Origin of the sequence: Priestia sp. FSL H7-0729 (genome assembly GCF_038005685.1) — a bacterium.
Taxonomy (GTDB): Bacteria; Bacillota; Bacilli; order Paenibacillales; family Paenibacillaceae; genus Paenibacillus.
Genome location: NZ_JBBOTQ010000001.1, coordinates 309,830 through 331,675 on the forward strand (window position 1 = coordinate 309,830; position 21,846 = coordinate 331,675).

Here is a 21,846-nt window from a genome sequence, read left to right on the forward strand (position 1 = left end):
TGAAAACCTGCTCGTAAATCATGTATAATATGACGAGATACACAAGCTTTGTAGAGACCCAAACCATCTTTTTGGAGGAGGACAAGCAAGTGGAATACCGCATTGAGAGAGATACGTTAGGCGAAATGAAAGTACCAGCCGACAGGCTGTGGGGAGCTCAGACGCAGCGCAGCAAGGAGAATTTCCCCATTGGCAGTGAACATATGCCGATGGAAGTTATCCGTGCGCTAGCCATTTTGAAAAAAAGTGCTGCGGCCAGCAACCATAAATTAGGTAAATTATCTGCCGCTAAGTCCGATGCCATCGCTTATGCAGCAGACGAGATTATTGCAGGTCGTATTGATGACCATTTCCCACTGGTCGTGTGGCAGACTGGTAGCGGAACGCAATCCAATATGAACGTAAACGAAGTGATTGCCAATCTGGGGAACCAACTGCTGGAGCAAAAGGGAAAGGAAGAGCGTCTGCATCCAAATGATGACGTGAATATGTCCCAGAGCTCCAACGATACTTTCCCAACGGCATTGCATGTCGCAGGTGTTCTGGCTGTTGAGGATCAACTCTTGCCGGCAATTTCGGTATTAAAAGCCACTTTTGCTGACAAGTCGGAGGCATTCAAGGATATTATCAAGATTGGACGTACCCACCTTCAGGATGCAACACCAATTACGCTTGGCCAGGAGATCAGCGGTTGGGAAGCCATGCTAGGCAAGAGTGAGCGTATGATCCGTGAAAGTGTACAGTACCTGAAGGAGCTTGCGATCGGCGGTACAGCTGTTGGAACGGGCATCAATGCTCATCCGGACTTTGGGGACTTCACTGCCAAGGAGATTGGCAAACATACGGGGAAAGATTTTGTATCTGCACCAAACAAATTCCATGCACTTACAAGTCATGACGAAGTCGTATATGCGCACGGTGCTGTTAAAGCGCTTGCAGCTGATTTGATGAAAATCGCCAATGACGTCCGCTGGTTGGCCAGTGGCCCTCGCAGTGGATTGGGCGAGATCCGTATTCCGGAGAATGAACCAGGCAGCTCCATTATGCCGGGTAAAGTCAACCCAACTCAGAGCGAGGCCATTACGATGGTGGTTACGCAGGTCATGGGTAATGATGCAGCGATTGGTTTCGCGGCAAGTCAGGGTAATTTTGAACTGAATGTATTCAAACCGGTTATTATCTATAACTTCTTGCAATCCGTGCAACTTCTGGCGGACTCCATTATTGCGTTTAATAACAAGTGTGCCGTAGGCATTGAGCCTAACCTGGATCAGATTCAACATAATCTGAACAATTCACTTATGCTGGTTACGGCGCTCAATCCGCATATTGGTTATGAGAATGCAGCTAAAATTGCGAAGCTTGCACATAAAGAAGGCTTGTCTTTAAAAGAGGCGACGTTACAAACAGGGCTGCTTACGGAAGAGCAATTTGATCAATATGTTGATCCAGCCAAAATGATCGCTCCAAAGGCCTAAAATCAGTCAAAATGAGCAGTGTAGATCAATGAAGAGAACGACCTGCATAAGTAGGTCGTTTTTCTTATGGATTCCGATGAACTTAAAGCTTGTCAGACTATACGTATACATATAAACTACATATGCACCAGTATTCATTTAATTGAATAGGATTCGTATATATTTGGAGGTTTCTGCGTTGTCAAAAACGAGAAGATTTACGATACGCTCCAAAATTTTATTGGGCTATCTTGTGGTTGTGCTTTTATTTGGAGCTGTTCTGCTAGTGCTTACGGCCCAGATTAATGTGTTACAGAAGGAAAATGATTTTATCTCTCATCATGATCTGGAAGTACATAATCTGACCAATGCAATTGAAAAAAATGTCTTGAATATGGAGACAGGACAGCGTGGATTCATGATTACAGGCAATGAGAGCTACCTGGAGCCTTATTCCCAAGGTCTGTCCCAGTGGAGTTCCAACTATGATCAGTTGAACGCTCTCATTAGCGACAATCCTTCACAGCAGCAAAGTTTGCAAAGCATCAAAGCCCATATTACGCGCTGGATTGAGATTGCTGGAGAGCCGTTAGTGGAGTTGAAAAAGCAAGGGGATCAAGCAAAAGTTGTTGCATTCTTTCAATCTGATCCGGGTAAAACTGAAATTGATCTAATTCGCTCCCAACTTACCACCTTCCGTAACACAGAGATCGCTCTGACCGAGGCGAGGGTTACGGAACTTGCCAAACGCAGTTCCACACTGCTGACGATTATGTATACGCTGTGGGGCGTTATTGCGGCATTATCGATTGCAGCAGCTCTGGTGATATCAGGCAATATCGTCAAAACGTTACGAGATGTTATGCAGACGATCAGTGATATCTCCAAAGGTGGAAACCTGAAGCAACGAATCCAGGTGCGGACACATGATGAAGTGGGGGACCTGGGCCACGAAACGAACAAATTGCTGGATGAAGTACAAGAACAGAATCGGGTCAAGGATCAGATCGCGGGGATTGCTACACTTTTGCAGAATCCGACCAATCTGGAGGGATTGTCCCGCCTGTTCTTGAACGAGCTTGCCATGTTATTTGAAGTGCCTTATAGCGTCTTATATCATTGGAAAGACAATCGACTGCTACGCGTGGCTGCATACGCTGCGGATGGAGAGAAAGAACGTTCGCTCGGTAAAGTGTCACTTGCCCCAGGTGAGGGACTTGTTGGGCAAAGTGCTGTCGAGAAGCGAGTCTTGCGCATGAATGATCTGCCTCAAAACTATATCCGAATCTCATCGGGTCTTGGACATGCATCCGCCACATCACTTACCGTGGTACCGGTCCTGTTCGAAGGTAGAACAATAGCGGTAATTGAGCTTGCTTCAATGAAACCGTTGCAAGAGCATGACATGAAGCTGATGCAAGAACTAACAGAGATTTTCGGTGTTTCACTACACTCAACGGTCACTCGCATGGAATTACAGCAATTATATGATGAGTCACAAGTTCTGAATGAAGAATTACAGGCACAATCGGAGAAACTTCAGGTACAGACTGAAGAGATGCTGTCTCAGACAGAGGAGCTGCAAATGCAGACCGAAGAACTTCATATGCTTAATGAACGCTTGGAAATACAGAAGAGCGCTGCTGAGACATCCGCCAATGAACTCTCGGTCGTAGCCGATCAGCTTCGAACTAGTTCGGGGTACAAATCCGAATTCTTGGCCAACATGTCTCACGAACTGAGGACTCCGCTTAACAGCATGTTGATTTTGTCCGAAATATTGTCTGAAAATAAAAATCAACACTTGAACAGTGAAGAGCAGAACTATGCTTCTGTCATTCACAAGTCAGGCAAGGACCTGCTGAATCTAATCAATGATATTCTGGATCTGTCCAAAGTGGAGGCTGGGCAGATGGAAGTGGATTTTGATGATGTCTATCTGGGCAGTCTGCCTGAAGTCATGAATCAGTATTTCCTGAAAACAGCGGAGCAGAAAAAAATAGATTTCCGGATTCAGCTCCAAAGTCCTTTGCCGGAAACCATTGTGACCGATGAGATGAGATTGCACCAGATTCTCCGAAATCTGCTCTCGAACGCATTCAAGTTCACTAGTGAGGGGGAAGTTGCCTTGACGATCTCCCGAATGAGTCTGGCTAACCCTGAAGCGAAAGGGCAAGAGACCGACGTGATTGCGTTCTCCGTCAGTGATACGGGAATTGGCATTGCAGATAACAAACTTCTGCAGATCTTTGATGCCTTCAAACAGGCGGATGGAGCTACAGCACGAAAATATGGTGGCACAGGGCTGGGCCTATCCATCTCTCAATCACTTGCGACATTGCTGGGGGGCTCAATCTCGGCAACAAGCCGTGAAGGCCATGGCAGTGTATTCACGCTCTTCCTACCACTGCGAAGAGATGAACCTGAGACGATGAATGCATCACGGTTGTTCCTCAATGAGGTGGCTACCACTACACCTGAGATTCATAAGCTTCCTTCAATGACTTCTGAACAATCTGATGTTTTATTGACACCTCTGGAAGAAGCGTTGCTCAGTGGTCGTCAAGTGCTTGTCGTTGATGATGATATTCGAAATGTATATGCGCTAGCTAACGCTCTTGAACAATACGGCATGAATGTCATTTCAGCTCAAAATGGGTACGAATGTCTGGAATTGTTGGAGCGTGGAGGCGTCAAGCCTGATATTATCATGATGGATATTATGATGCCGGAACTGGATGGTTATGAGACGACTCGCCAGATCCGTGAACGGCTTGGCATGACTCAGCTTCCGATCATTGCACTGACAGCCAAAGCCATGAAAGAGGATCGGGAGAAATGTATCGCAGCAGGCGCTTCCGACTATCTCAGCAAACCGCTGAATATCAAAGATGTATTATCTCGTATGAAATTATGGATGAATCACGAAACATTGGAGATCTGATCTAAAACCTATGCCGATTACAGGGAAGTGCGCTGTAATTAGGTCATAGGTTTTATTTTTTTGCCATGTAAGCTTTATTAAGAAAAATGATGTTATAATACTTAACAACAAACGAGATTAAATGGATGAATATAGATTTAATTAGGAATGTAATCCAGAAATAATTCTGCTTAAACGAAAATAACATGATTACGTGTTATATATATGGGAGGTAGTGTCCATGCAACTTACGGTTAGAGAGGCTTTACAGGTATACCCGTTGTCCGAGGCCAAACTGGTTGCGGGTGGAGAAGGGACTTCACGGATGATGAAATCCGTTAATGTCATGGACGCTCCTGATATCGCGGATTGGATCAAATCCGGAGAAATGTTGTTCACCACCGCTTTTATTATGAAAGACAGTGAAACAGATGCACTGCGTTTGATGCGGCGCTTGAACGAACGTGGCTGTGCAGGACTCGGCATCAAGCTGGGACGCTTCTGGCAGTCCATTCCTCAAGGCATTGTCGAGGAAGCGGATCGACTTCGGTTACCATTGCTTGAGCTTCCTTTTCAATTCACCTTCTCGGACCAGATGAATGCCTTGTTCAAGGCTGAACATGAACGCAGTAACCGCTTGCTGCATGAGGTTGTGCAGAAGCAAAAGAAATTAATGCAGTTTGCACTGCAACAGCAGCCACACCGGAATGTGTTTGCCGAACTTGCTACGGTGCTGAATTATCCACTTGCCGTCATTGGTTCACGTGGGCATGTGCTTTACGGTAGTGAAGGCATTGCAGGAGATGCTGTAACCCAGGGCTGGCCATGGAAATCGGTCATGCACCGAGTGAAATGGAATCAGGGTAGTTGTCATCGCGTACCGATCAAGCAAAATGATGAAGAATACGGATCGTTGCTGGTGTTTACCGATTCAGCCTTATCGCTTCGGGCAGAGGAGGAGCTGTTCCAACAGGCTGCTGATGTACTGGCATTTTATATGGATATGACTTATCGTGAGCATATTAATCCGACCGTGCAAGATGAGATGCGTACGCTGCTTTCACAATATCTGGATAACAAAATGACCATTCAGGAATTGACCACCATGAGTGAGAATAAAGGTGTGCATCTGTTCCAGGGAACGTATCAGTGCGTACTGATTACGCTTGAGCCGACTCTCTTCGCCGAGGGAAAGCTGCTTAAACAGATTCATCGTGAATTACAATACAATCCACTGATGCAATTCACGGCCTCACAGCATTTTCAGATCGAAGATGGCATTCTGTCCATCTATACCTGTCCAACAGGGAGAGACTATGGAGAGGAACTGTCAGGTTTTCTGTTGAACCGGTTCGGTGATGTGCTGGCAGCACAAGAAGCAAAAGGGGCACCGGCCCCGCGTTTCTGGATCAGCAAAATGAAACACGAACCCAAATCGCTCCGTGAAGCGTATCAGGAATGTCTGGATACCCGACAACTGGCTCGTCGATTCGGCATGAAAGACCGTGCTTTGCAATTTGAAATGCTCGAATTTGCCTATGTGTTCCAACATGTACCGGATAACATCATGGAGAATTACTGCAATAAAGTACTTGAACCGTTACTTGCCAGGGATGGTGATCCCAATCAGGTATTGATGAATACATTGGAGTCCTTTATCGAGAATGATGGACTGATCAATGAAGCTGCCAAGCAGCTGTTTGTGCATCGTAACACAGTCACTTATCGTATGGAGAAAGTCGGCAGCTTGCTGCAAATGGACTTTAAGAAAACAAATGATCTGCTGAAATTAAAGCTGGTCTTCACCTTCCGCAAGTTTGTGCGGGACAAAGCAGCTGCAAGACCGCACAATGTGCAACTCTAAACCGCGCATTGTGCAAGATGACAATGTTACTGAGTCTCAGAACCATGAACCGTATTCCCTTGATGGAGTGCGGTTTTTTCATGTTTAAGGACAACAAAAGCTGAACTTCCCGTGCACGGCAAACAAATCGCAACTCTGATGTTATGTTATATTACAAAATTGCGTAAATATTGTTGTCGCGACATTGAACGACACTTAGAATGAAGAACAATAATCCACAACAGACCGGAGGTTCTAACATGAGCGACTTAATTAAACTTGTTAACAACTGGTCTATCACGCAGTTCGTGCATACGTTTGGCGGCTTATTTGAGGAATCATCATGGGTAGCAGAACGTTCCGGGCTTTTACGACCGTTTGATTCAATTGAACAGATGATGAACGTGATGAAGGATGTGGTTCAGGCATCGGATGATGAGGTGAAGTTGCAGTTGCTTCGAAATCACCCGGATCTTGGGGCACGAATCAGCATGAGCAGCAACTCCGTTCAGGAGCAGGCAGGTGCAGGCCTTGATTCACTCTCACAAGAGCAATACAACGAACTTCAACATTTAAACAAAGCATATACAAGCCAATTTGGCTTTCCTTTTATATTGGCTGTAAAAGGCCATACCGCGAGCTCCATCCTCGAATCCATGAGGCAACGTCATCGCCGAGGCAGGGAAGAAGAATTCGAGACTGCATTGAAGGAAGTATTCAAGATTGCGGGCATTCGCTTGGAGCAATGGCTCGCACAGATCGGTCATGAACATGAGTTCGTGAGCAAGCCGGCCGCAGTGCAGCAGCGGACCATGTATTACGGCAAAGGGGATGTGTGGATGTACCGTTCCTACGCCAAACCGTTGACGGGTATACAGTCCATTCCGGAATCTCCTTTTATGGGACGCAGCAATATTCTGTTTGGATTAAACATTAAGGTCGCCGTGCAGGGCGATGAATTCTTGCCTTCTTTTGCAGAAGGGGATAATTCGCTGGTGGTGGCAACCGATTCGATGAAGAATTTCATTCTCAAACATGCAGCGGATTACACAGGGGCGACGGTGGAAGGATTTCTTGCGCTTGTAAGTCGGCGTTTCCTGGAGACGTATCCGCAGATGAGCAAGGTTCAGATGACAGCGGACCAGATTCCTTTTGAAGATGTACCGATTGGGTTGGAAGGGAGTTATCGACCGAGTGCGCTCGTATTTCGTTATTCACAGAATGATCGTGCGACAGCTGCCGTGGAAGCAGAACGAACAGGAGACTCGATCGAATTAAGCAACCATTTCAGTGGTGTAGCCGATCTGAGACTGATCAAAGTCAAAGGCAGTGAATTTGCCGGATTTATGCAGGATGAATATACCACTCTTCCAGAGACATGGGATCGACCGTTATTTATTTTCCTGAACATCAATTGGCGTTATGAAGATCCGAGAGATGGCATGGATGATCAGCGTGGACGGTATGTAGCGGCGGAACAGGTCAGAGATTTGGCTGCTGCGGTGTTTCACGAGTGTCGATCTGCTTCCATTCAACATCTGATTTACCAGATTGGACGAAGGTTGTTAAGTCGATTTGAACAACTGAGTGAGGTTTCATTTGAATCCAACAATCGGACTTGGGAGACAGTGCTGGAGGAAGTGAAAGAGGGAGAAGGCAAAGTATTTACCGAACCGAGACCACCTTATGGATTCCAGGGTTTCTCGATGACAAGGGATGATCTGGGAACAGATGGCCGTGACGCCGGGAAAGCAGGTGATGTCTAATGTCGATGTCTGAAGGACGAATTACAACACATGTGCTGGATACATCCAAAGGCGTGCCTGCTGCGGGTGTTCGGATCGAACTGTATACCCTGAATAGGAATGGAGAACAGGAAAGCAAGACAAAAGTAGCTGAGTCGGTGACCAATGCGGATGGGCGTTTGGATGCACCGCTGCTGGATGGAGGCAAGTTGGAGCCAGCGATATATGAGCTTCAATTCCATGTTGAGAGTTATTACGCACATCGTTCATTGGAGGAGCTGGGGCAGGCATTATGGACGATTGTTCCGATACGTTTTGCCGTATCTGATGCCTCAAGCCATTACCATATTCCATTATTGATTGCTCCAGGAGGTTACAGTACATACCGGGGAAGCTGAACATGCACATATCCGGTTCTGATTCAGGGGGAGGGTCATCCACATGACAACATTTGATACCATCATCCGGGGGGGCCGGGTGGTGCTGAGAGATCGGGTAGAGCAACTGGATATTGGCATTACGGGTGAGAAAATTACGGAACTGTCCACACGGCTGACCGCTGGTGAAGCGACTTGCATCATAGAAGCTGAGGGGCTTACAGTGATGCCGGGTGTCGTGGACATTCATGTACACTTCAATGAACCCGGACTCGCCAGTTGGGAGGGATTCCGATCGGGTTCGGCAGCCCTTGCCGCAGGGGGAATCACGACCTATGTTGATATGCCGCTTAACGGCGTACCGCCAACCACAAGGCCGGAAGCATGGGACATGAAAAGGAAAGCGGCGGCAGACCAATCGTATGTGGATTATGCCTTCTGGGGAGGTCTGGTTCCCGGCAACCGGGAGGAACTTGCTCCACTGACACGGCTGGGTGCTGCCGGATTCAAGGCATTCATGTCGGAACCGGGTGGTGATGGGGAAGACATCTTTGCCAGAGCTGATGATCATACGCTGCTGGATGGGATGAAAGAACTTGCAACATTAAACCGTGTGCTGGCACTTCATGCAGAGGACGAAGGCATCGTTGCCGAACTCGGTGCGAGAAGCATCGCTGAGGGAAAGACGGAACCGATGGATTATATCCGCTCTCGTCCTGTGGAAGCTGAAGTCGTCGCGGTTGCCCGAGCGTTGAAATACGGCGAACAGACCGGGTGTGCGCTGCATTTTGTGCATATTAGCACCCGGGAAGCGTTGGATCTGATTGCAGCAGCCAAACGGCGTGGGCAAGACGTCACTTCGGAGACATGCCCTCATTATCTGACGCTGACCGAGAAGGATGTGGTCCGATTGGGTGCTGTAGCGAAATGCGCTCCACCTCTTCGCAGCTCTTCCGAGCAGGAGCAGTTATGGGATGCACTGAGTTCAGGAATGATTGATGTTATTGCCTCAGACCATTCTCCTTGCCCGCCATCCATGAAACAATCGGATAACTTCTTTGAAATCTGGGGCGGCATATCCGGGGCACAAAGCACACTGCTAATCATGCTGGAGGATGGACATCTTCAGCGAAATATTGACCTCCCGTTGCTCGGAAGAGTGCTCTCTCTGCAGCCTGCCAGAAGGCTTGGTCTGGAGAATAAAGGGGAGATTGCAATTGGCATGGATGCAGATCTGGTTCTGATTGATTGGGAGAAGAGTACAAACCTGAACACAGAGGATCTGCTCTATACGCATAAACAGAGTCCTTATGTAGGACGTACATTCAAGTGTCAGATAGCAGATGTATTTTGCCGTGGGCAGCGCGTCTACAACTCGGAATCCGGGTTATCTCCTGTGCCTGTCGGACAACACATTGCGGCTTACTCCTCTAGTCCCATCGAAGCGGGAACGGAGGAAACGCCATGACGGAGTCTGGAATTTACCGGTCATCCGGTACGAATAATGCACCTCTTTCTTTGCCAGATATGGAACAGGTGGAGCTGCAAGCCATGCTAGACTGGCTGTCGACATATGGTGCAGACGCACAGGGCGGCGTCACAAGGCTGTTGTATGACTCGGCTTGGTGTGAAGCACAAGGTGCCCTTGCTGCCAAAATGCAGGAAAAAGGGCTGTCTCCCGAGTTCGACCAGTCCGGGAATCTGTATGGCACACTGAAGGGCGAGGGTATGGGATCAGCGACTGGTGCTGAAGAATTACCGATCGTGACCGGATCACATATGGATACCGTGGTGTATGGTGGCAAATATGATGGTGCTTACGGTGTGGTGGCGGGTGTCCTTGCTTTGGAGTATTTGCAGAAGCATTTTGGAGCGCCGAAGCGCACACTTCAAGTGGTATCCCTATGCGAGGAAGAGGGGAGTCGATTCCCTTTTGCATATTGGGGTTCACGCAGTATAACAGGAACAACCTCTCTGGAAGATGTGGAGCATTTGAGGGATCAAGATGGCGTTACCTTTGCACAAGCGATCAGCGATGCGGGTTTTGGGCCCAATAGTGCATATAGACCGGCTGCGAAAAAATATGGTGCCTTTATTGAGCTTCACATTGAGCAAGGTCAGGTTCTGGAACGTCTCGGACATTCGATTGGAGTCGTATCCGATATTGTAGGTCAGAAGCGGTTCAGTATTACGGTAAGCGGGGAAGCGAATCATGCAGGAACAACGCCGATGTCCTGGCGCAAAGATGCACTTGCTGGAGCAGCTGAGATGATTACTGCAGTAAGGAATAACGCATTGGAAGCAGGAGAACCGCTGGTAGCCACGGTTGGGCGAATCACAGCCGATCCGGGTGTTGGGAATGTGGTTGCAGGACGGGCGGTGTTTTCATTGGATATCCGCCATATCCGGCAGGAAAGTATTGATCGTTGCTGGCAGGATATGCTCCAGGCTTTTAGTCGGATTGCAGCCGAGCAGCAGCTCGGACTGGACTGGGAAGAACATCTGTCGGTGACGCCCATTCCTATGAATGCAGAGATGATCTCAGACATCCAAGATACCTGTGAGCAGGAGCAGTTGTCCTATTGGCTAATGCCAAGCGGTGCGGGACATGATTCGCAGATTTTTCAGCCGACTTGTCCGACGGCCATGATCTTTGTGCCGAGTCAGGACGGTATCAGTCATAATCCACTTGAATATACAGCTGAAGCAGACCTGATGCACGGTTTTCAGGTTCTGGTCCGGCTACTCTATAAATACGGTTACGGGAGTTGAATGCAGATGTCCAGCTATAAAGAGTTATCTCCGTCCTTGCGGACCATTATGACCCCGGGACCGGTTGAAGTTGATCCACGTGTTCTCAGAGCATTATCCTTTCCTATCCTGGGGCAGTTTGACCCGGAGTTCACCTCCTTGATGAACGAGACGATGGCAATGCTGCGTGAGTTATATATGACAGATAACGAGTGGTGTTATCCGGTCGATGGCACATCCCGTTCAGGCATTGAAGCGGTGTTGGTCAGTCTGATCCAGCCCGGTGACAAAGTTCTCGTCCCGATCTACGGACGATTTGGACATCTGCTGGTTGAAATCTCGGAACGCTGTGGTGCCGAGGTTGTCTTTTTTGAAACGGAATGGGGAACGGTATTTGATCCGGAAGAGGTGATCAAAGCGATCCATGCCCATAAACCAAAATTAGTTGCCATGGTTCACGGTGAAACTTCCACCGGACAGATGCAGCCCCTTGCCGAGATTGGCAAAGCCTGTCGCGAGCTCGATATTTTACTCGTTGTAGATGCTGTGGCAACGATCGGCGGGACTCCCGTGGAGACGGATGCCTGGTATCTGGATGCGGTGATGGGCGGAACGCAGAAATGCCTGTCCGTTCCTTCAGGGATGGCGCCTCTCACGTACAACAATCGTGTGGAACAGAAACTGATGAGCCGCAAAACTGTTGAACGCGGACTCCGAGACGCAACCAGTGCGCGGGCAGAAGGCCGAACCATTGCCAGCAATTATTTTGACCTGAGCCAATTGCAGGATTACTGGAGTTCAGCACGGTTGAACCACCATACGGAGGCTACCTCCATGCTCTATGGTCTTCACGAAGGTTTGCGCATATTGCTGCAAGAAGGATTGGAATCCAGGTTCCAGAGACATCTTGTGAATGAACGTGCATTGGTCGCTGGAATCCAGGGAATGGGACTGCAACTGTATGGGGATATGTCCAGTAAACTTCCGATGGTCACTTGTATCACGATTCCGGAGGGAATTGATGGTGAGTCGGTGCGCAGCATGTTGCTAAACGATTTTAGCATTGAGATTGCCAGTTCATTCGGACCGTTGAAAGGGCAAATCTGGCGGATCGGTACAATGGGATTCAGCTGCCAACGCAAAAACGTACTTCATGTGCTGGGAGCGCTGGAAGCTGTCCTTCTCCGTCATCGTCATGTGTTACCAGCCGGTGAAGCAGTGCAGGCGGCATTGGATGTGTATGCAGGGAAGGAGGGCGCTTTATGTTAAATCAGATGCCAATCTCCAGAGAGGTCATGGTTACTACTCCTCATTATCTGGCGAGTGCAGTGGGAAGCTCCATCCTCCAGCAGGGCGGGAATGCTTATGACGCTGCTGTTGCGGTCAGTGCAGCATTGGGCGTGGTATATCCGCATATGACCGGACTTGGCGGGGATGCCTTCTTCCTGATTCATGATGGAGCCAGCGGTGAGATTACCGCCTATAACGGAAGTGGTCGCTCAGCCGCAGGCATTCATGCCGATACGTTCAAAGCGATGGGTATGAGTGCTATTCCTCAGCGCGGTGTACTTAGTGCCATCACGGTTCCGGGAATGGTCGATGCCTGGTGGGAAGTTTGGACCCGGTACGGTAAGTTACCGTGGGAGCAACTGCTTGAACCTGCTGCGCAGTATGCGGAAAAAGGATGCCCTGTATCCCGGAATCTTCGCCTGTGGATGGAAAGGGATGAGGATTTCATACTGGGTCATACACCGCTGCGAGCGGTATTTGCCCCTATGGGTACACTTTTGCAGGAAGGCGAGCTGTTGATCCAGCCTGATCTTGCTGCCTCGATTCGTCTGATTCAGACAGAAGGGCGAGATGTTTTTTATACAGGAGAACTCGCGGATCGTCTGACTTCGGCTATTCGTGAGGATGGGGGCATGCTTGCACCAGCGGATTTTGCAGGTCATCAGGGAGAATGGGTGAAGCCCGTCAGTACAGGGTATCGTGGGTATGAGGTTCATCAGATGCCGCCCAACTCGCAGGGTTTCTCCATGCTAATGATGTTAAATATGCTGGAGCATATGGATCTGTCCTCGGTGGCACGCACGTCACCCGAATTCTATCATCTGATGACGGAAGTGGTGAAAAAGGCGTTTCGTGATCGTGATCGTTATCTGACGGACCCTGATTTCAGGGACATTCCGCTGGAACATCTGTTATCCAAGGGTTACGGAGACCAATTGTGGAACGAGATTCAGTCTGCTCCACCTGTGGCACAGCCGTTTTTGTCCAAAACGATAGGTCAGGACACGGCGTATGCAGCGGTTGTTGATAGCGAAGGCAATGCCGTTTCCTTCATTCAAAGCTTGTATTTTGACTTCGGTGCAGCCTATGTCCCAGGGGATACGGGGGTTATCATGCAGAACCGGGGATCGTTTTTCTCATTAGACCCGAGGGACGCTAACGTTCTGGAACCCAACAAACGCTCATTCCATACGCTCATGCCGGGCCTTGTTACACGAGATGGCAAACCCTATATGCTCGTGGGTACACAGGGGGGAGAAGGCCAGCCGCAGACACAATTATCGGTGCTTACCGGCGTGCTTGATTACGGGCTGAACATTCAGGAAGCAATCAGCTTGCCACGTTGGGTGTACGGACGTACCTGGGGCGAAGAAGGCGATACGCTGCGTGTGGAGAACCGATATCATGATGACGTATGTGCAACCCTTGCCCAGTGGGGACATAACGTTGAAGCGAGAGCACCGTGGGACGGTATTATGGGACAGTCGCAAGGCATTGTCATTCGTGAGGACGGCATGATTAGTGGCGCGGCAGACCCCAGAGGCGATGGTATAGCTATTGGATGGTAACAGCTGCATGAACAGTTATAATTTCAACGGGATATTTACACGATAACAGCGAGTTGAATGATACAGACAGACACAGATAGGGGAGATTGGCATGGGAACGATCCTGCTGAAAGGCGCACAGCTTGTGACGATGAATGCAGAAGAAGAAGTGTTCATTGGAGATCTGTTGATCGAGGATAACAAAATCAAGGAGATTGCAGCGCATATCGATGTTCAGGCTGACCAAGTCATTGATGCTCGCGGCAAAGTACTGTTGCCGGGCTTCATCCAGACACATATTCATCTGTGTCAAACCTTGTTCCGTGGACGTGCGGATGATCTGGAACTGATGGATTGGCTCCGTCAACGCATCTGGCCGCTGGAAGCAGCGCATGATGAGGAGTCCGTGTATTATTCGGCAATGCTCGGACTTGGCGAATTGATCTCCAGCGGAACCACGACCATTCTGGATATGGAGACGGTACATCACACAGACTCGGCGTTTCAGGCGATGGCACAGAGCGGCATCCGGGTCATCTCTGGCAAGGTGATGATGGATCATGGAGACGAAGTTCCGGAACCCTTGCGTGAGAATACAGCAACTTCGCTGCAACAGAGTGTGGATCTGCTGGAGAAATGGAACGGTTTTGGCGGAGGTCGCATTCAATATGCGTTCTGTCCACGCTTTGTTGTATCGTGTACTGAAGAATTGCTGATAGAGGTACGCGACCTGTCCAATAAATATCATGTCAAAGTCCACACCCATGCCTCCGAGAATCGTGGAGAGATCGAACTCGTAGAACACGAACGCGGAATGCGTAACATCGTATACCTCGATCATATTGGTCTGGCTACCCCAAGATTGGTGCTGGCCCACTGTGTATGGTTGAGTGAGGAAGAGAAAGAGATCATCCGCAAGCGCGGAGTCAAAGTCACTCACTGTCCTGGATCGAATATGAAGCTTTCCTCCGGAGTAGCAGATATTCCGGATCTGCTGAATCGTCAGATCGCTGTTGGGATCGGGGCTGATGGTGCGGCGTGCAACAACAATCTGGATATGTTTCAGGAGATGCGCCTCACAGCGCTGATGCAGAAGATTCCTCATGGTCCAACGGTGATGGATGCCCGGACCGTACTGCGCATGGCTACCATGGGTGGTGCAGAGGTGCTCGGCTTATCGAAGGAAATCGGCAGTCTCGAAGTGGGCAAAAAGGCAGATATGCTACTGCTGGATCTGGATGATTTCCACACGTACCCTTCTTATGAGACGGATGTCTATTCACGCGTGGTCTATTCCGCAACACGTAGTTGTGTGGACACCGTAATTATCGATGGCAGCATTGTACTCAAAAATCGTAAGATTCAGACGATCGATCGTGGCATTGTCCTACGTGAGTCGGATAAAAGTATTGCGAGATTGATGAAGCGCATCTGATTGAAGGGAACTTATGCAATTCCAGAAAGGATGGAGACGACTATGGAAATGCATGATCTGTGTACAATCGCAGCCCGTGAAATGCGCTGCGTGCTCGCAACAGCGATTAAGGTAGAGGGTCATGCCTACCGTAAGCAGGGAGTCTCTATGCTGTTGACCGAGGAAGGCCAAATGTATGGTAGTATCAGTCCGGGATGCCTGGAGAGTGATCTTCAGGCCCGGGTGAGCCATGTGCTGGATACGAAGCAGATGGGATTCGCGGAGTACGACATGCGTCCCGAGGATGATCTGTCCTGGGGGGAGACCATTGGCTGCGGCGGAATCGTTGTTGTGTTGCTTGAACCAGTGTGTGGTGAACTCCGATCTACGTTGCAGAAGATGCATGAGTGTTTGCAATCCGGCGCTGCAACAGCGTTAACCCGAACGTTTCAAGATGATTACACAAGGGTTCAATATGGATGGAAACGGATTGAGGCTACGGAAAAAGAGCATCATCCGGTCTTGCGTCCTTCGCTCGTCCCTCCTCATGATCGCGTAGCGAATCATAATCGATCGCCATTGCAGGTTGATATGCAGCACAGCAGTGGAAATACCAAGTATGAACATTCAACATCAACACAACATTCTCCCGATATACCTCGCCTTACGCTTGTGCCTGAAGTGATACCTGCTACGTCAAACGGATCTCACTCTTCCCATCTATCCGTTAATTCACAACATATCTCTAAGGCGGACGCTGAAATAGCGACCAACAACACGGTTTCAACGAATCCCTGGGACCTCCCGCTGCAACTCACTTCACTGTACACACCTACACCTCGGTTGATAATCATCGGAGCCGGGAATGATGTTATTCCTGTTGCCAGACTCGCCCGATCCGCAGGGTTCCGTGTGGTTGTAGCGGATTGGCGAGAGTCCTTATGCACCTCGGAACGATTCCCTGAAGCTGAACTAGTATTGGGTTTCCCGCGTGAGATTATGCCTCTGTTAAACGTAACCAAAGGGGATTATTTGATATTGATGACTCACAATTTTCCCCGCGAACGTGAACTGTTGGAGATGGTAGTGGATTGTGAGTACGCGTATCTTGGGATCATGGGTTCCAAAACACGAACAGCCCGTCTGCTGGATGGCTTACCACCGTTGAAAAATGTACATTCTCCCGTTGGTTTGAGCATCGGGGCGGACGGTCCCGAACAGATCGCCATCAGCATTGCAGCGGAATTGATCGCATGTAAACATAAGGTTTCTTCCTTGAGTTCTGAGGTGGGGCAGAAGGGAAGCGTTGCACATGCGAATGACGGGCATCGTTCTGGCAGCAGGTAAGAGTTGTCGCCTTGGTCGGGATAAACTCTCGGTTGTCATGCCAGACGGGAGGTCACTGGCTGCATGGTCACTGGAAGCTGCGCTGGATTCGGATCTGGATCAAGTGGTCTGTGTGGTCAAACCGGAAGATTCATTGGCTTGGCTGCCTGTAAAATGGGTTGATTCTGCCACTTATGCCTATCATCCCACAGCGCGACTTCGAATTGTAGTCTGTGCCGACTATGCTTGTGGCATGGCGAATTCTCTTCATTCTGGCGTATTGTCGGCCATGGAGTACCAACCGGAGGGCATTCTCATGTTACTGGGTGATCAGCCTCTATTAAAGGCGCAGGATATTAATCGGGTGAGCACAGCACTGGCTGCCCACAAGCTGTGTGACTATGTCGCAGCTACTAACGGTGAGGGAGGCAAGCCGCCCGTTGCTTTTCGCTCCCATATGTTCGGTCCTCTGTTGTCTCTGCATGGAGATGAGGGGGCACGCAAGATTATGCGCAGCGCTAATTATTCCGGAGTACATGTACCCCTGTCTGAGACGAGTTTCTGGGACGCAGATACAGAACCGGAATTGGAACGCATTTTGAATCATGTATATGAATCGGGGCAGGCAGACTATATAACAGGAGAAGATTAATAACTATGTATAATTTAATTACATGATCAGGTCAGCCAGGCAGTCTGGTTGGCCTGTTTGTCTTCTTTTTACGTGTGGAGAAAGAAACTACATGTTAGCTTTTGATAGATCATAATGCATCAAGCACAAATAGAACACAGGTTTTATACATTTATCCAAAACGATGTGAAGGTAATTGACGTTGCTGCTGAACTCTCATATGATTTGAAGAATTATCTGGATCAGACGGTTGAATGTCCTGCCCATGGAAGAGAGAGAAAGGGGATGCGGCGATGGTAACACCAGCATACGGTTCTGGAGCATTGCCATCGGTATGGCAGCCGGAGAACCTGCAAGAACTGCAAACGTTGAGAAGTAGACTGAAGGAAATATGTTGTTTCACGGCAGGCGGAACATTGCTGCGAACCCAGTGGGAGGGAGGCTTGATTCCTGCACCTGAACACATGATTAGCCTGGCTCGTGTTCCTGAAATGAGAGGGATATCTAATCGTGGAGATGAGATCGTCATTGGCGCAATGACCCGATTAAAGGAATGTGCTTCACAAGTGTTGCTGCATCAACTGCCGATCCTGCAAGAGGCGGTGAATGGAATTGCTGCCCCTTCCATTCGTAATGTGGCAACCATTGGCGGGAATATTGTGTCCGGAGTAGGGGATACACTGCCTGCTTTGCTCGTATATGATGCGAAGCTGCACTGGTTGACGGACAGCGGAATTGAAATCCGCAGTGTGTCTTCCTGGCTTCAGGGTGGACGGGATGGCAGCCGTAATCCAGGGGATGTATTAATATCGATTCATATCCCGATGAGACCATCCTCTCTACTTGATGTGGACAGTGGGCAGATGCCTGCTGCAAGGGAAGTTTCCTTTTACCGCAAGTTGGGTCGACGGGAGACGTTCAGTGCATCGCTGGTGACGGTTGCGTTATACGGTGAGATTGATTCGGATCATCGCTGGACTAAGATTGCGATTGCTGCAGGCGGGGGCTCAGGCATGGCGATGAGACTGCTGGAGTCAGAACAGCTGCTTCTTAACAGCGAAGCTACTGTCATGCAAGCGGCGGCTCTTGCAGCTGCTGTGGCTGAAGAATTTACAACTTATGGTGATGCATTTGCAACGGAACATTATCGTAAACAGACCGCAGGCAACCTGCTTGGTGCCGGGCTATGGGAGGCACTTCACGTATAGTTAAATGGGATCAAGCAAAGGGGGAGAGGCATTGTGCTGCTGAATCGGAAACAGAGCGGGAAACGCTGGCACCTGCGGCCAGATGGGGCACCCAAAGTAACAGGTCAGCTTCAATATCTGACGGATATGACGCTACCTGACATGATTCATGGCAGAGTATTGCGAAGTGATTATCCTCATGCTCGCATATTATCTATAGATACTTCGGAAGCCGAAACGTTGGAAGGTGTCTATGCGGTTCTGACCTCCAAAGATGTGCCTGGTCTGAATCGTTTTGGCATAGCCACCCCGGATCAGCCTGTATTCTGCGAGGATATCGTTCGTTATGTTGGGGATGCCATTGCAGCGGTTGCTGCGGATTCCCCGGAACGTGCGGCACTTGCGCTGGATGCGATTCGCGTAGAGTATGAGGAACTCACTCCGCTTAATAGCACAGACGCTACGTTGGCTCCCGGTGCACCAGAGCTGCATGAGCATGGTCCAGGTAATGTGCTGCATCGGACGGAGATCAAACGTGGAGCCGCCGAGCAAGCCTTTGCCACGTGTGATCATATCGTGACAGAGACGTATTATACACCTCGCCAGATGCATGCGTACATGGAGACAGAAGGTGGCCTGTTTGTCCCGGATGAAGAGGGAAGGCTGAATGTATTTGCGGCAACGCAACACGGTTATAAGGATCGGATGCAGCTTGCGCGGATTATTGGCTGTCCTGAAGAAGATATTCGTGTGGTGTCTTCACCGATTGGGGGTTCATTTGGCGGAAAAGATGAGCTTAACGTACAGCCTTATGGTGCACTGCTGGCCTTGAGATGCGGACGTCCTGTGAAAATGCATAATTCACGTAAAGAATCCGTGCGTGCAGGGTTGAAACGGCATCCAATGAAGATTGAAATGCAAACGGGTATGAGTCGAGAAGGCATCATACAAGCGCATCGTGTCCGCATTACAGCAGATACGGGAGCGTATGCCACACTGGGTGCACCCGTGTTGAACTTCTGTACCGAGCATTGTCTTGGACCATACGCCATCCCTCATGTGGATGTGGAAGGTGTGTCTGTGTATACGAATAATGGATTGTCGGGTGAGTTTCGTGGATTTGGTGGGAACCAGGCGATTTTTGCCATGGAAGGCCAGATGGATCGGCTTGCAGAGATCATGAACATGGACCCTTGGGAGTTCCGCAGACGTAATATGAGAGAAAAGAATGATCCCGGACCGCTGAATCAACGTATTCTGGTTACGGATGGACTGTCCCAAGTATGGGAGGCATTGGATCGCTCCGAACTGTGGCAGAAACATCAGCATCCCCCGACAGATCCTACTTTGCCGCCATGGATCAAGCGTGGTGTCGGAGCAGCAATTGCCATGCATGGTGCAGGGCTCGGTTATGGCATTCCAGATCCTGCGGGCGGTCGCTTGTCCCTGAATAATGAAGGCAAGATTGAGGTGGCATTCAGCTACGAGGAATTCGGTCAGGGGCTCGTTGCAACGCTGGAAATTATGTTATGTGATCTATTCCAATGCAGTACATCGGATCTCAGTATCATTATTGGAGATACGGATCGTGTGCCACACAGCGGATCAAGTACGGCTTCACGTTCAACAACGATGGCCTGGATGGCCCTTCAACGTTTGCAGACTCCTTTTCGTTCCCGTGCTCTCGCTGTTGCATCTGAATTGTCGGGCATTCCGGCGGATGAACTGGCAACAGGACCTGGGGGGATATGGCGCAAAGGCCAGCTTCCTGCCGAAACTTTAGAAGTAGAAACAGAAATAGAAACAGATGTGCAAAGGACAGGAAAGAGCGAGAAGGAAGTAACCTTGGCACTGGAAGACGTAAATCAAATGTCTGAAGCAGGAAAAGCAGAGAAGGCTGAAAGAACTGAAGTGGTTGAGATTGTTGCTAAGGGGACTGAAAGTGCTCAAGTTGCTGAAAGTTATTTGGGTGCATCCCAATACAAGGCGAAAGAGGGGGGCGCATCAGGCTTAGTGATCTCGTATGCTGAACTCGCGACGCAGGGCGAAGCCGATGAATGGATTTTCGATACAAAGTTCGATTACCCAACTACGCCGGACAATGTGGTAGGCGGGCATTATTTGTATACGTATGCGGCGGTTGCGGCAGAGGTGGAAGTCAATACGTTGACCGGAGAAACCAAGCTGCTCGATACACGCCATGTCGTAGCGGCAGGTCCGGTTATCAACCCTATGGGCTATATCGGACAGATTGAAGGCGGGAGTGTCATGGCGTTGGGATTCACGTTGACCGAGGATGCGGTCATGCAGGACAGCCGTTATGTAACCACGAACCTCGACACGTATCTGATCCCAACCATTAAGGACATTCATACCAACCTGGAGGTTGAAGCCATCGAAGACTTACCCGAGGGTGATTCATTCGGGCCCAGGGGCATTGGTGAGATTGGTTCCGTAGCGCTTGCGCCAGCCATTACAGCCGCCATTCACCAGGCGACAGGCGTATGGGTTAACCGTCTCCCTGTACCGAGGGAACTACTGGTCAGGCCTTTAAATGTACCTTTGCAGGAAGGAGTGAGTCCATCATGAGTAAGCCACTTGAGAGTCACTGGACAGCCGTTGTGAATGGCGAAGAGAAACATCTGGAGATCGCGCAAACGACTCGACTTGTTGATGTGCTTCGGACTCATTTGCAACTGACGGGTACCAAAGTATCCTGTGAAGTTGGTCGCTGCGGCGCATGTATGGTTCTGATAGATGGAGAGCCCGTGAATTCCTGTCTTGTCATGGCTTATCAATGTGAAGGCAGTGACATAATGACCATTGAAGGTCTGCATGGCGAGGAGAAAGGCACCCTGCATCCGATTCAACAGGCTTTTGTGGAGGAAGGGGGCTTCCAGTGCGGTTACTGCACTCCGGGCATGGTGATCTCAACCAAGGCATTGTTGGATGCACATCCTGAGCCTTCTCAAGAACAGATTGAAACGGGGTTGTGCGGGAATCTGTGTCGTTGTACCGGCTACGGTGGCATTATTCGGGCGGTACGCAAGGCAGGGGAAAGCTGTGCGATAAAGGAAATATCTGCCGAGGAGACTATTAGTTGAGACGGGACGAAGACTTAAGCAAGGTGAATTGAAGAAACGTTTTTTGAAAAAGCATTCGATCCAGGAATGCTTTTTTTTGTTTTTTTATGTCTTCAATCATATAACGGGAGATGAAATTAAGGTCCGATTTTGGTGAGATAATGAACCGTTTTCGGAGAATCATCAGGGTACAGATCGTTTTAAGGATTAATCTTGAAAGTATTGGTATAAAAGAAGTTTTAACAATTGCAATCACCATATATTTACAAAAA

General features: G+C 49.2%; 15 protein-coding genes. All 15 read left to right on the forward strand.

Annotation, left to right across the window (positions count from 1 at the left end):
- Positions 1–89: 89 nt before the first annotated feature.
- The 15 genes from fumC (at position 90) to MHH93_RS01475 (ending at position 21,595) form a co-directional block, all read left to right on the forward strand.
- Positions 90–1,478, forward strand: coding sequence for a class II fumarate hydratase (fumC, locus tag MHH93_RS01405; protein WP_500052367.1), 1,389 nt, complete (start codon positions 90–92; stop codon positions 1,476–1,478).
- A 178-nt stretch (positions 1,479–1,656) separates the two neighbouring features.
- Positions 1,657–4,401, forward strand: coding sequence for a CHASE3 domain-containing protein (locus MHH93_RS01410; protein WP_500052369.1), 2,745 nt, complete (start codon positions 1,657–1,659; stop codon positions 4,399–4,401).
- Positions 4,402–4,621: 220 nt separating this feature from the next.
- A complete protein-coding gene (locus MHH93_RS01415; protein WP_500052370.1) occupies positions 4,622–6,244 on the forward strand; it encodes a PucR family transcriptional regulator in 1,623 nt (540 codons plus the stop codon).
- 239 nt (positions 6,245–6,483) lie between these two features.
- Positions 6,484–7,989: a factor-independent urate hydroxylase gene (gene pucL, locus MHH93_RS01420; protein WP_500052372.1), complete on the forward strand. Its 1,506-nt coding sequence runs from the start codon at positions 6,484–6,486 to the stop codon at positions 7,987–7,989.
- On the forward strand, positions 7,989–8,366 hold the full coding sequence (uraH, locus tag MHH93_RS01425) for a hydroxyisourate hydrolase (protein ID WP_500052374.1): 378 nt from the start codon (positions 7,989–7,991) through the stop codon (positions 8,364–8,366). Before pucL ends, uraH begins: the two co-directional genes overlap by 1 nt.
- Before the next feature lie 43 nt (positions 8,367–8,409).
- Positions 8,410–9,813, forward strand: coding sequence for an allantoinase AllB (allB, locus tag MHH93_RS01430; protein WP_500052376.1), 1,404 nt, complete (start codon positions 8,410–8,412; stop codon positions 9,811–9,813).
- On the forward strand, positions 9,810–11,117 hold the full coding sequence (locus MHH93_RS01435; protein ID WP_500052378.1) for a Zn-dependent hydrolase: 1,308 nt from the start codon (positions 9,810–9,812) through the stop codon (positions 11,115–11,117). The genes allB and MHH93_RS01435 overlap by 4 nt, the downstream gene beginning before the upstream one ends.
- Positions 11,118–11,123: 6 nt before the next feature.
- Positions 11,124–12,365: a pyridoxal-phosphate-dependent aminotransferase family protein gene (locus MHH93_RS01440; RefSeq protein WP_500052379.1), complete on the forward strand. Its 1,242-nt coding sequence runs from the start codon at positions 11,124–11,126 to the stop codon at positions 12,363–12,365.
- Complete coding sequence (gene ggt, locus MHH93_RS01445) at positions 12,359–13,954, forward strand: gamma-glutamyltransferase (RefSeq protein ID WP_500052381.1); 1,596 nt, start codon at positions 12,359–12,361, stop codon at positions 13,952–13,954. Before MHH93_RS01440 ends, ggt begins: the two co-directional genes overlap by 7 nt.
- 91 nt (positions 13,955–14,045) lie before the next feature.
- Complete coding sequence (locus MHH93_RS01450; RefSeq protein ID WP_500052383.1) at positions 14,046–15,368, forward strand: 5'-deoxyadenosine deaminase; 1,323 nt, start codon at positions 14,046–14,048, stop codon at positions 15,366–15,368.
- Positions 15,369–15,410: 42 nt separating this feature from the next.
- Positions 15,411–16,694, forward strand: a complete 1,284-nt coding sequence (locus MHH93_RS01455) for an XdhC family protein (protein WP_500052385.1) — start codon at positions 15,411–15,413, stop codon at positions 16,692–16,694.
- Positions 16,660–17,325 (forward strand): nucleotidyltransferase family protein, encoded by a 666-nt coding sequence (locus tag MHH93_RS01460; RefSeq protein WP_500052387.1) that lies wholly within the window; start codon positions 16,660–16,662, stop codon positions 17,323–17,325. The genes MHH93_RS01455 and MHH93_RS01460 overlap by 35 nt, the downstream gene beginning before the upstream one ends.
- A gap of 272 nt (positions 17,326–17,597) precedes the next feature.
- Positions 17,598–18,512 (forward strand): FAD binding domain-containing protein, encoded by a 915-nt coding sequence (locus MHH93_RS01465; RefSeq protein WP_500052389.1) that lies wholly within the window; start codon positions 17,598–17,600, stop codon positions 18,510–18,512.
- Positions 18,513–18,545: 33 nt separating this feature from the next.
- Positions 18,546–21,080, forward strand: coding sequence for a molybdopterin cofactor-binding domain-containing protein (locus MHH93_RS01470; protein ID WP_500052390.1), 2,535 nt, complete (start codon positions 18,546–18,548; stop codon positions 21,078–21,080).
- Entirely contained in the window at positions 21,077–21,595 is a 519-nt protein-coding gene (locus MHH93_RS01475; protein WP_500052392.1) for a (2Fe-2S)-binding protein, read from the forward strand. The genes MHH93_RS01470 and MHH93_RS01475 overlap by 4 nt, the downstream gene beginning before the upstream one ends.
- The last annotated feature ends 251 nt before the right edge of the window (positions 21,596–21,846 follow it).

What these genes read in the sequence shown, in the direction of transcription:
- MHH93_RS01450 (WP_500052383.1), top strand. Translation starts at nt 14,046, where the DNA reads ATGGGAACGATCCTGCTGAAAGGCGCACAGCTTGTGACGATGAATGCA.
- ggt (WP_500052381.1), top strand. Translation starts at nt 12,359, where the DNA reads ATGTTAAATCAGATGCCAATCTCCAGAGAGGTCATGGTTACTACTCCT.
- uraH (WP_500052374.1), top strand. Translation starts at nt 7,989, where the DNA reads ATGTCGATGTCTGAAGGACGAATTACAACACATGTGCTGGATACATCC.
- MHH93_RS01465 (WP_500052389.1), top strand. Translation starts at nt 17,598, where the DNA reads ATGGTAACACCAGCATACGGTTCTGGAGCATTGCCATCGGTATGGCAG.
- MHH93_RS01475 (WP_500052392.1), top strand. Translation starts at nt 21,077, where the DNA reads ATGAGTAAGCCACTTGAGAGTCACTGGACAGCCGTTGTGAATGGCGAA.
- allB (WP_500052376.1), top strand. Translation starts at nt 8,410, where the DNA reads ATGACAACATTTGATACCATCATCCGGGGGGGCCGGGTGGTGCTGAGA.
- MHH93_RS01435 (WP_500052378.1), top strand. Translation starts at nt 9,810, where the DNA reads ATGACGGAGTCTGGAATTTACCGGTCATCCGGTACGAATAATGCACCT.
- MHH93_RS01440 (WP_500052379.1), top strand. Translation starts at nt 11,124, where the DNA reads ATGTCCAGCTATAAAGAGTTATCTCCGTCCTTGCGGACCATTATGACC.
- MHH93_RS01455 (WP_500052385.1), top strand. Translation starts at nt 15,411, where the DNA reads ATGGAAATGCATGATCTGTGTACAATCGCAGCCCGTGAAATGCGCTGC.
- pucL (WP_500052372.1), top strand. Translation starts at nt 6,484, where the DNA reads ATGAGCGACTTAATTAAACTTGTTAACAACTGGTCTATCACGCAGTTC.
- MHH93_RS01460 (WP_500052387.1), top strand. Translation starts at nt 16,660, where the DNA reads ATGCGAATGACGGGCATCGTTCTGGCAGCAGGTAAGAGTTGTCGCCTT.
- MHH93_RS01415 (WP_500052370.1), top strand. Translation starts at nt 4,622, where the DNA reads ATGCAACTTACGGTTAGAGAGGCTTTACAGGTATACCCGTTGTCCGAG.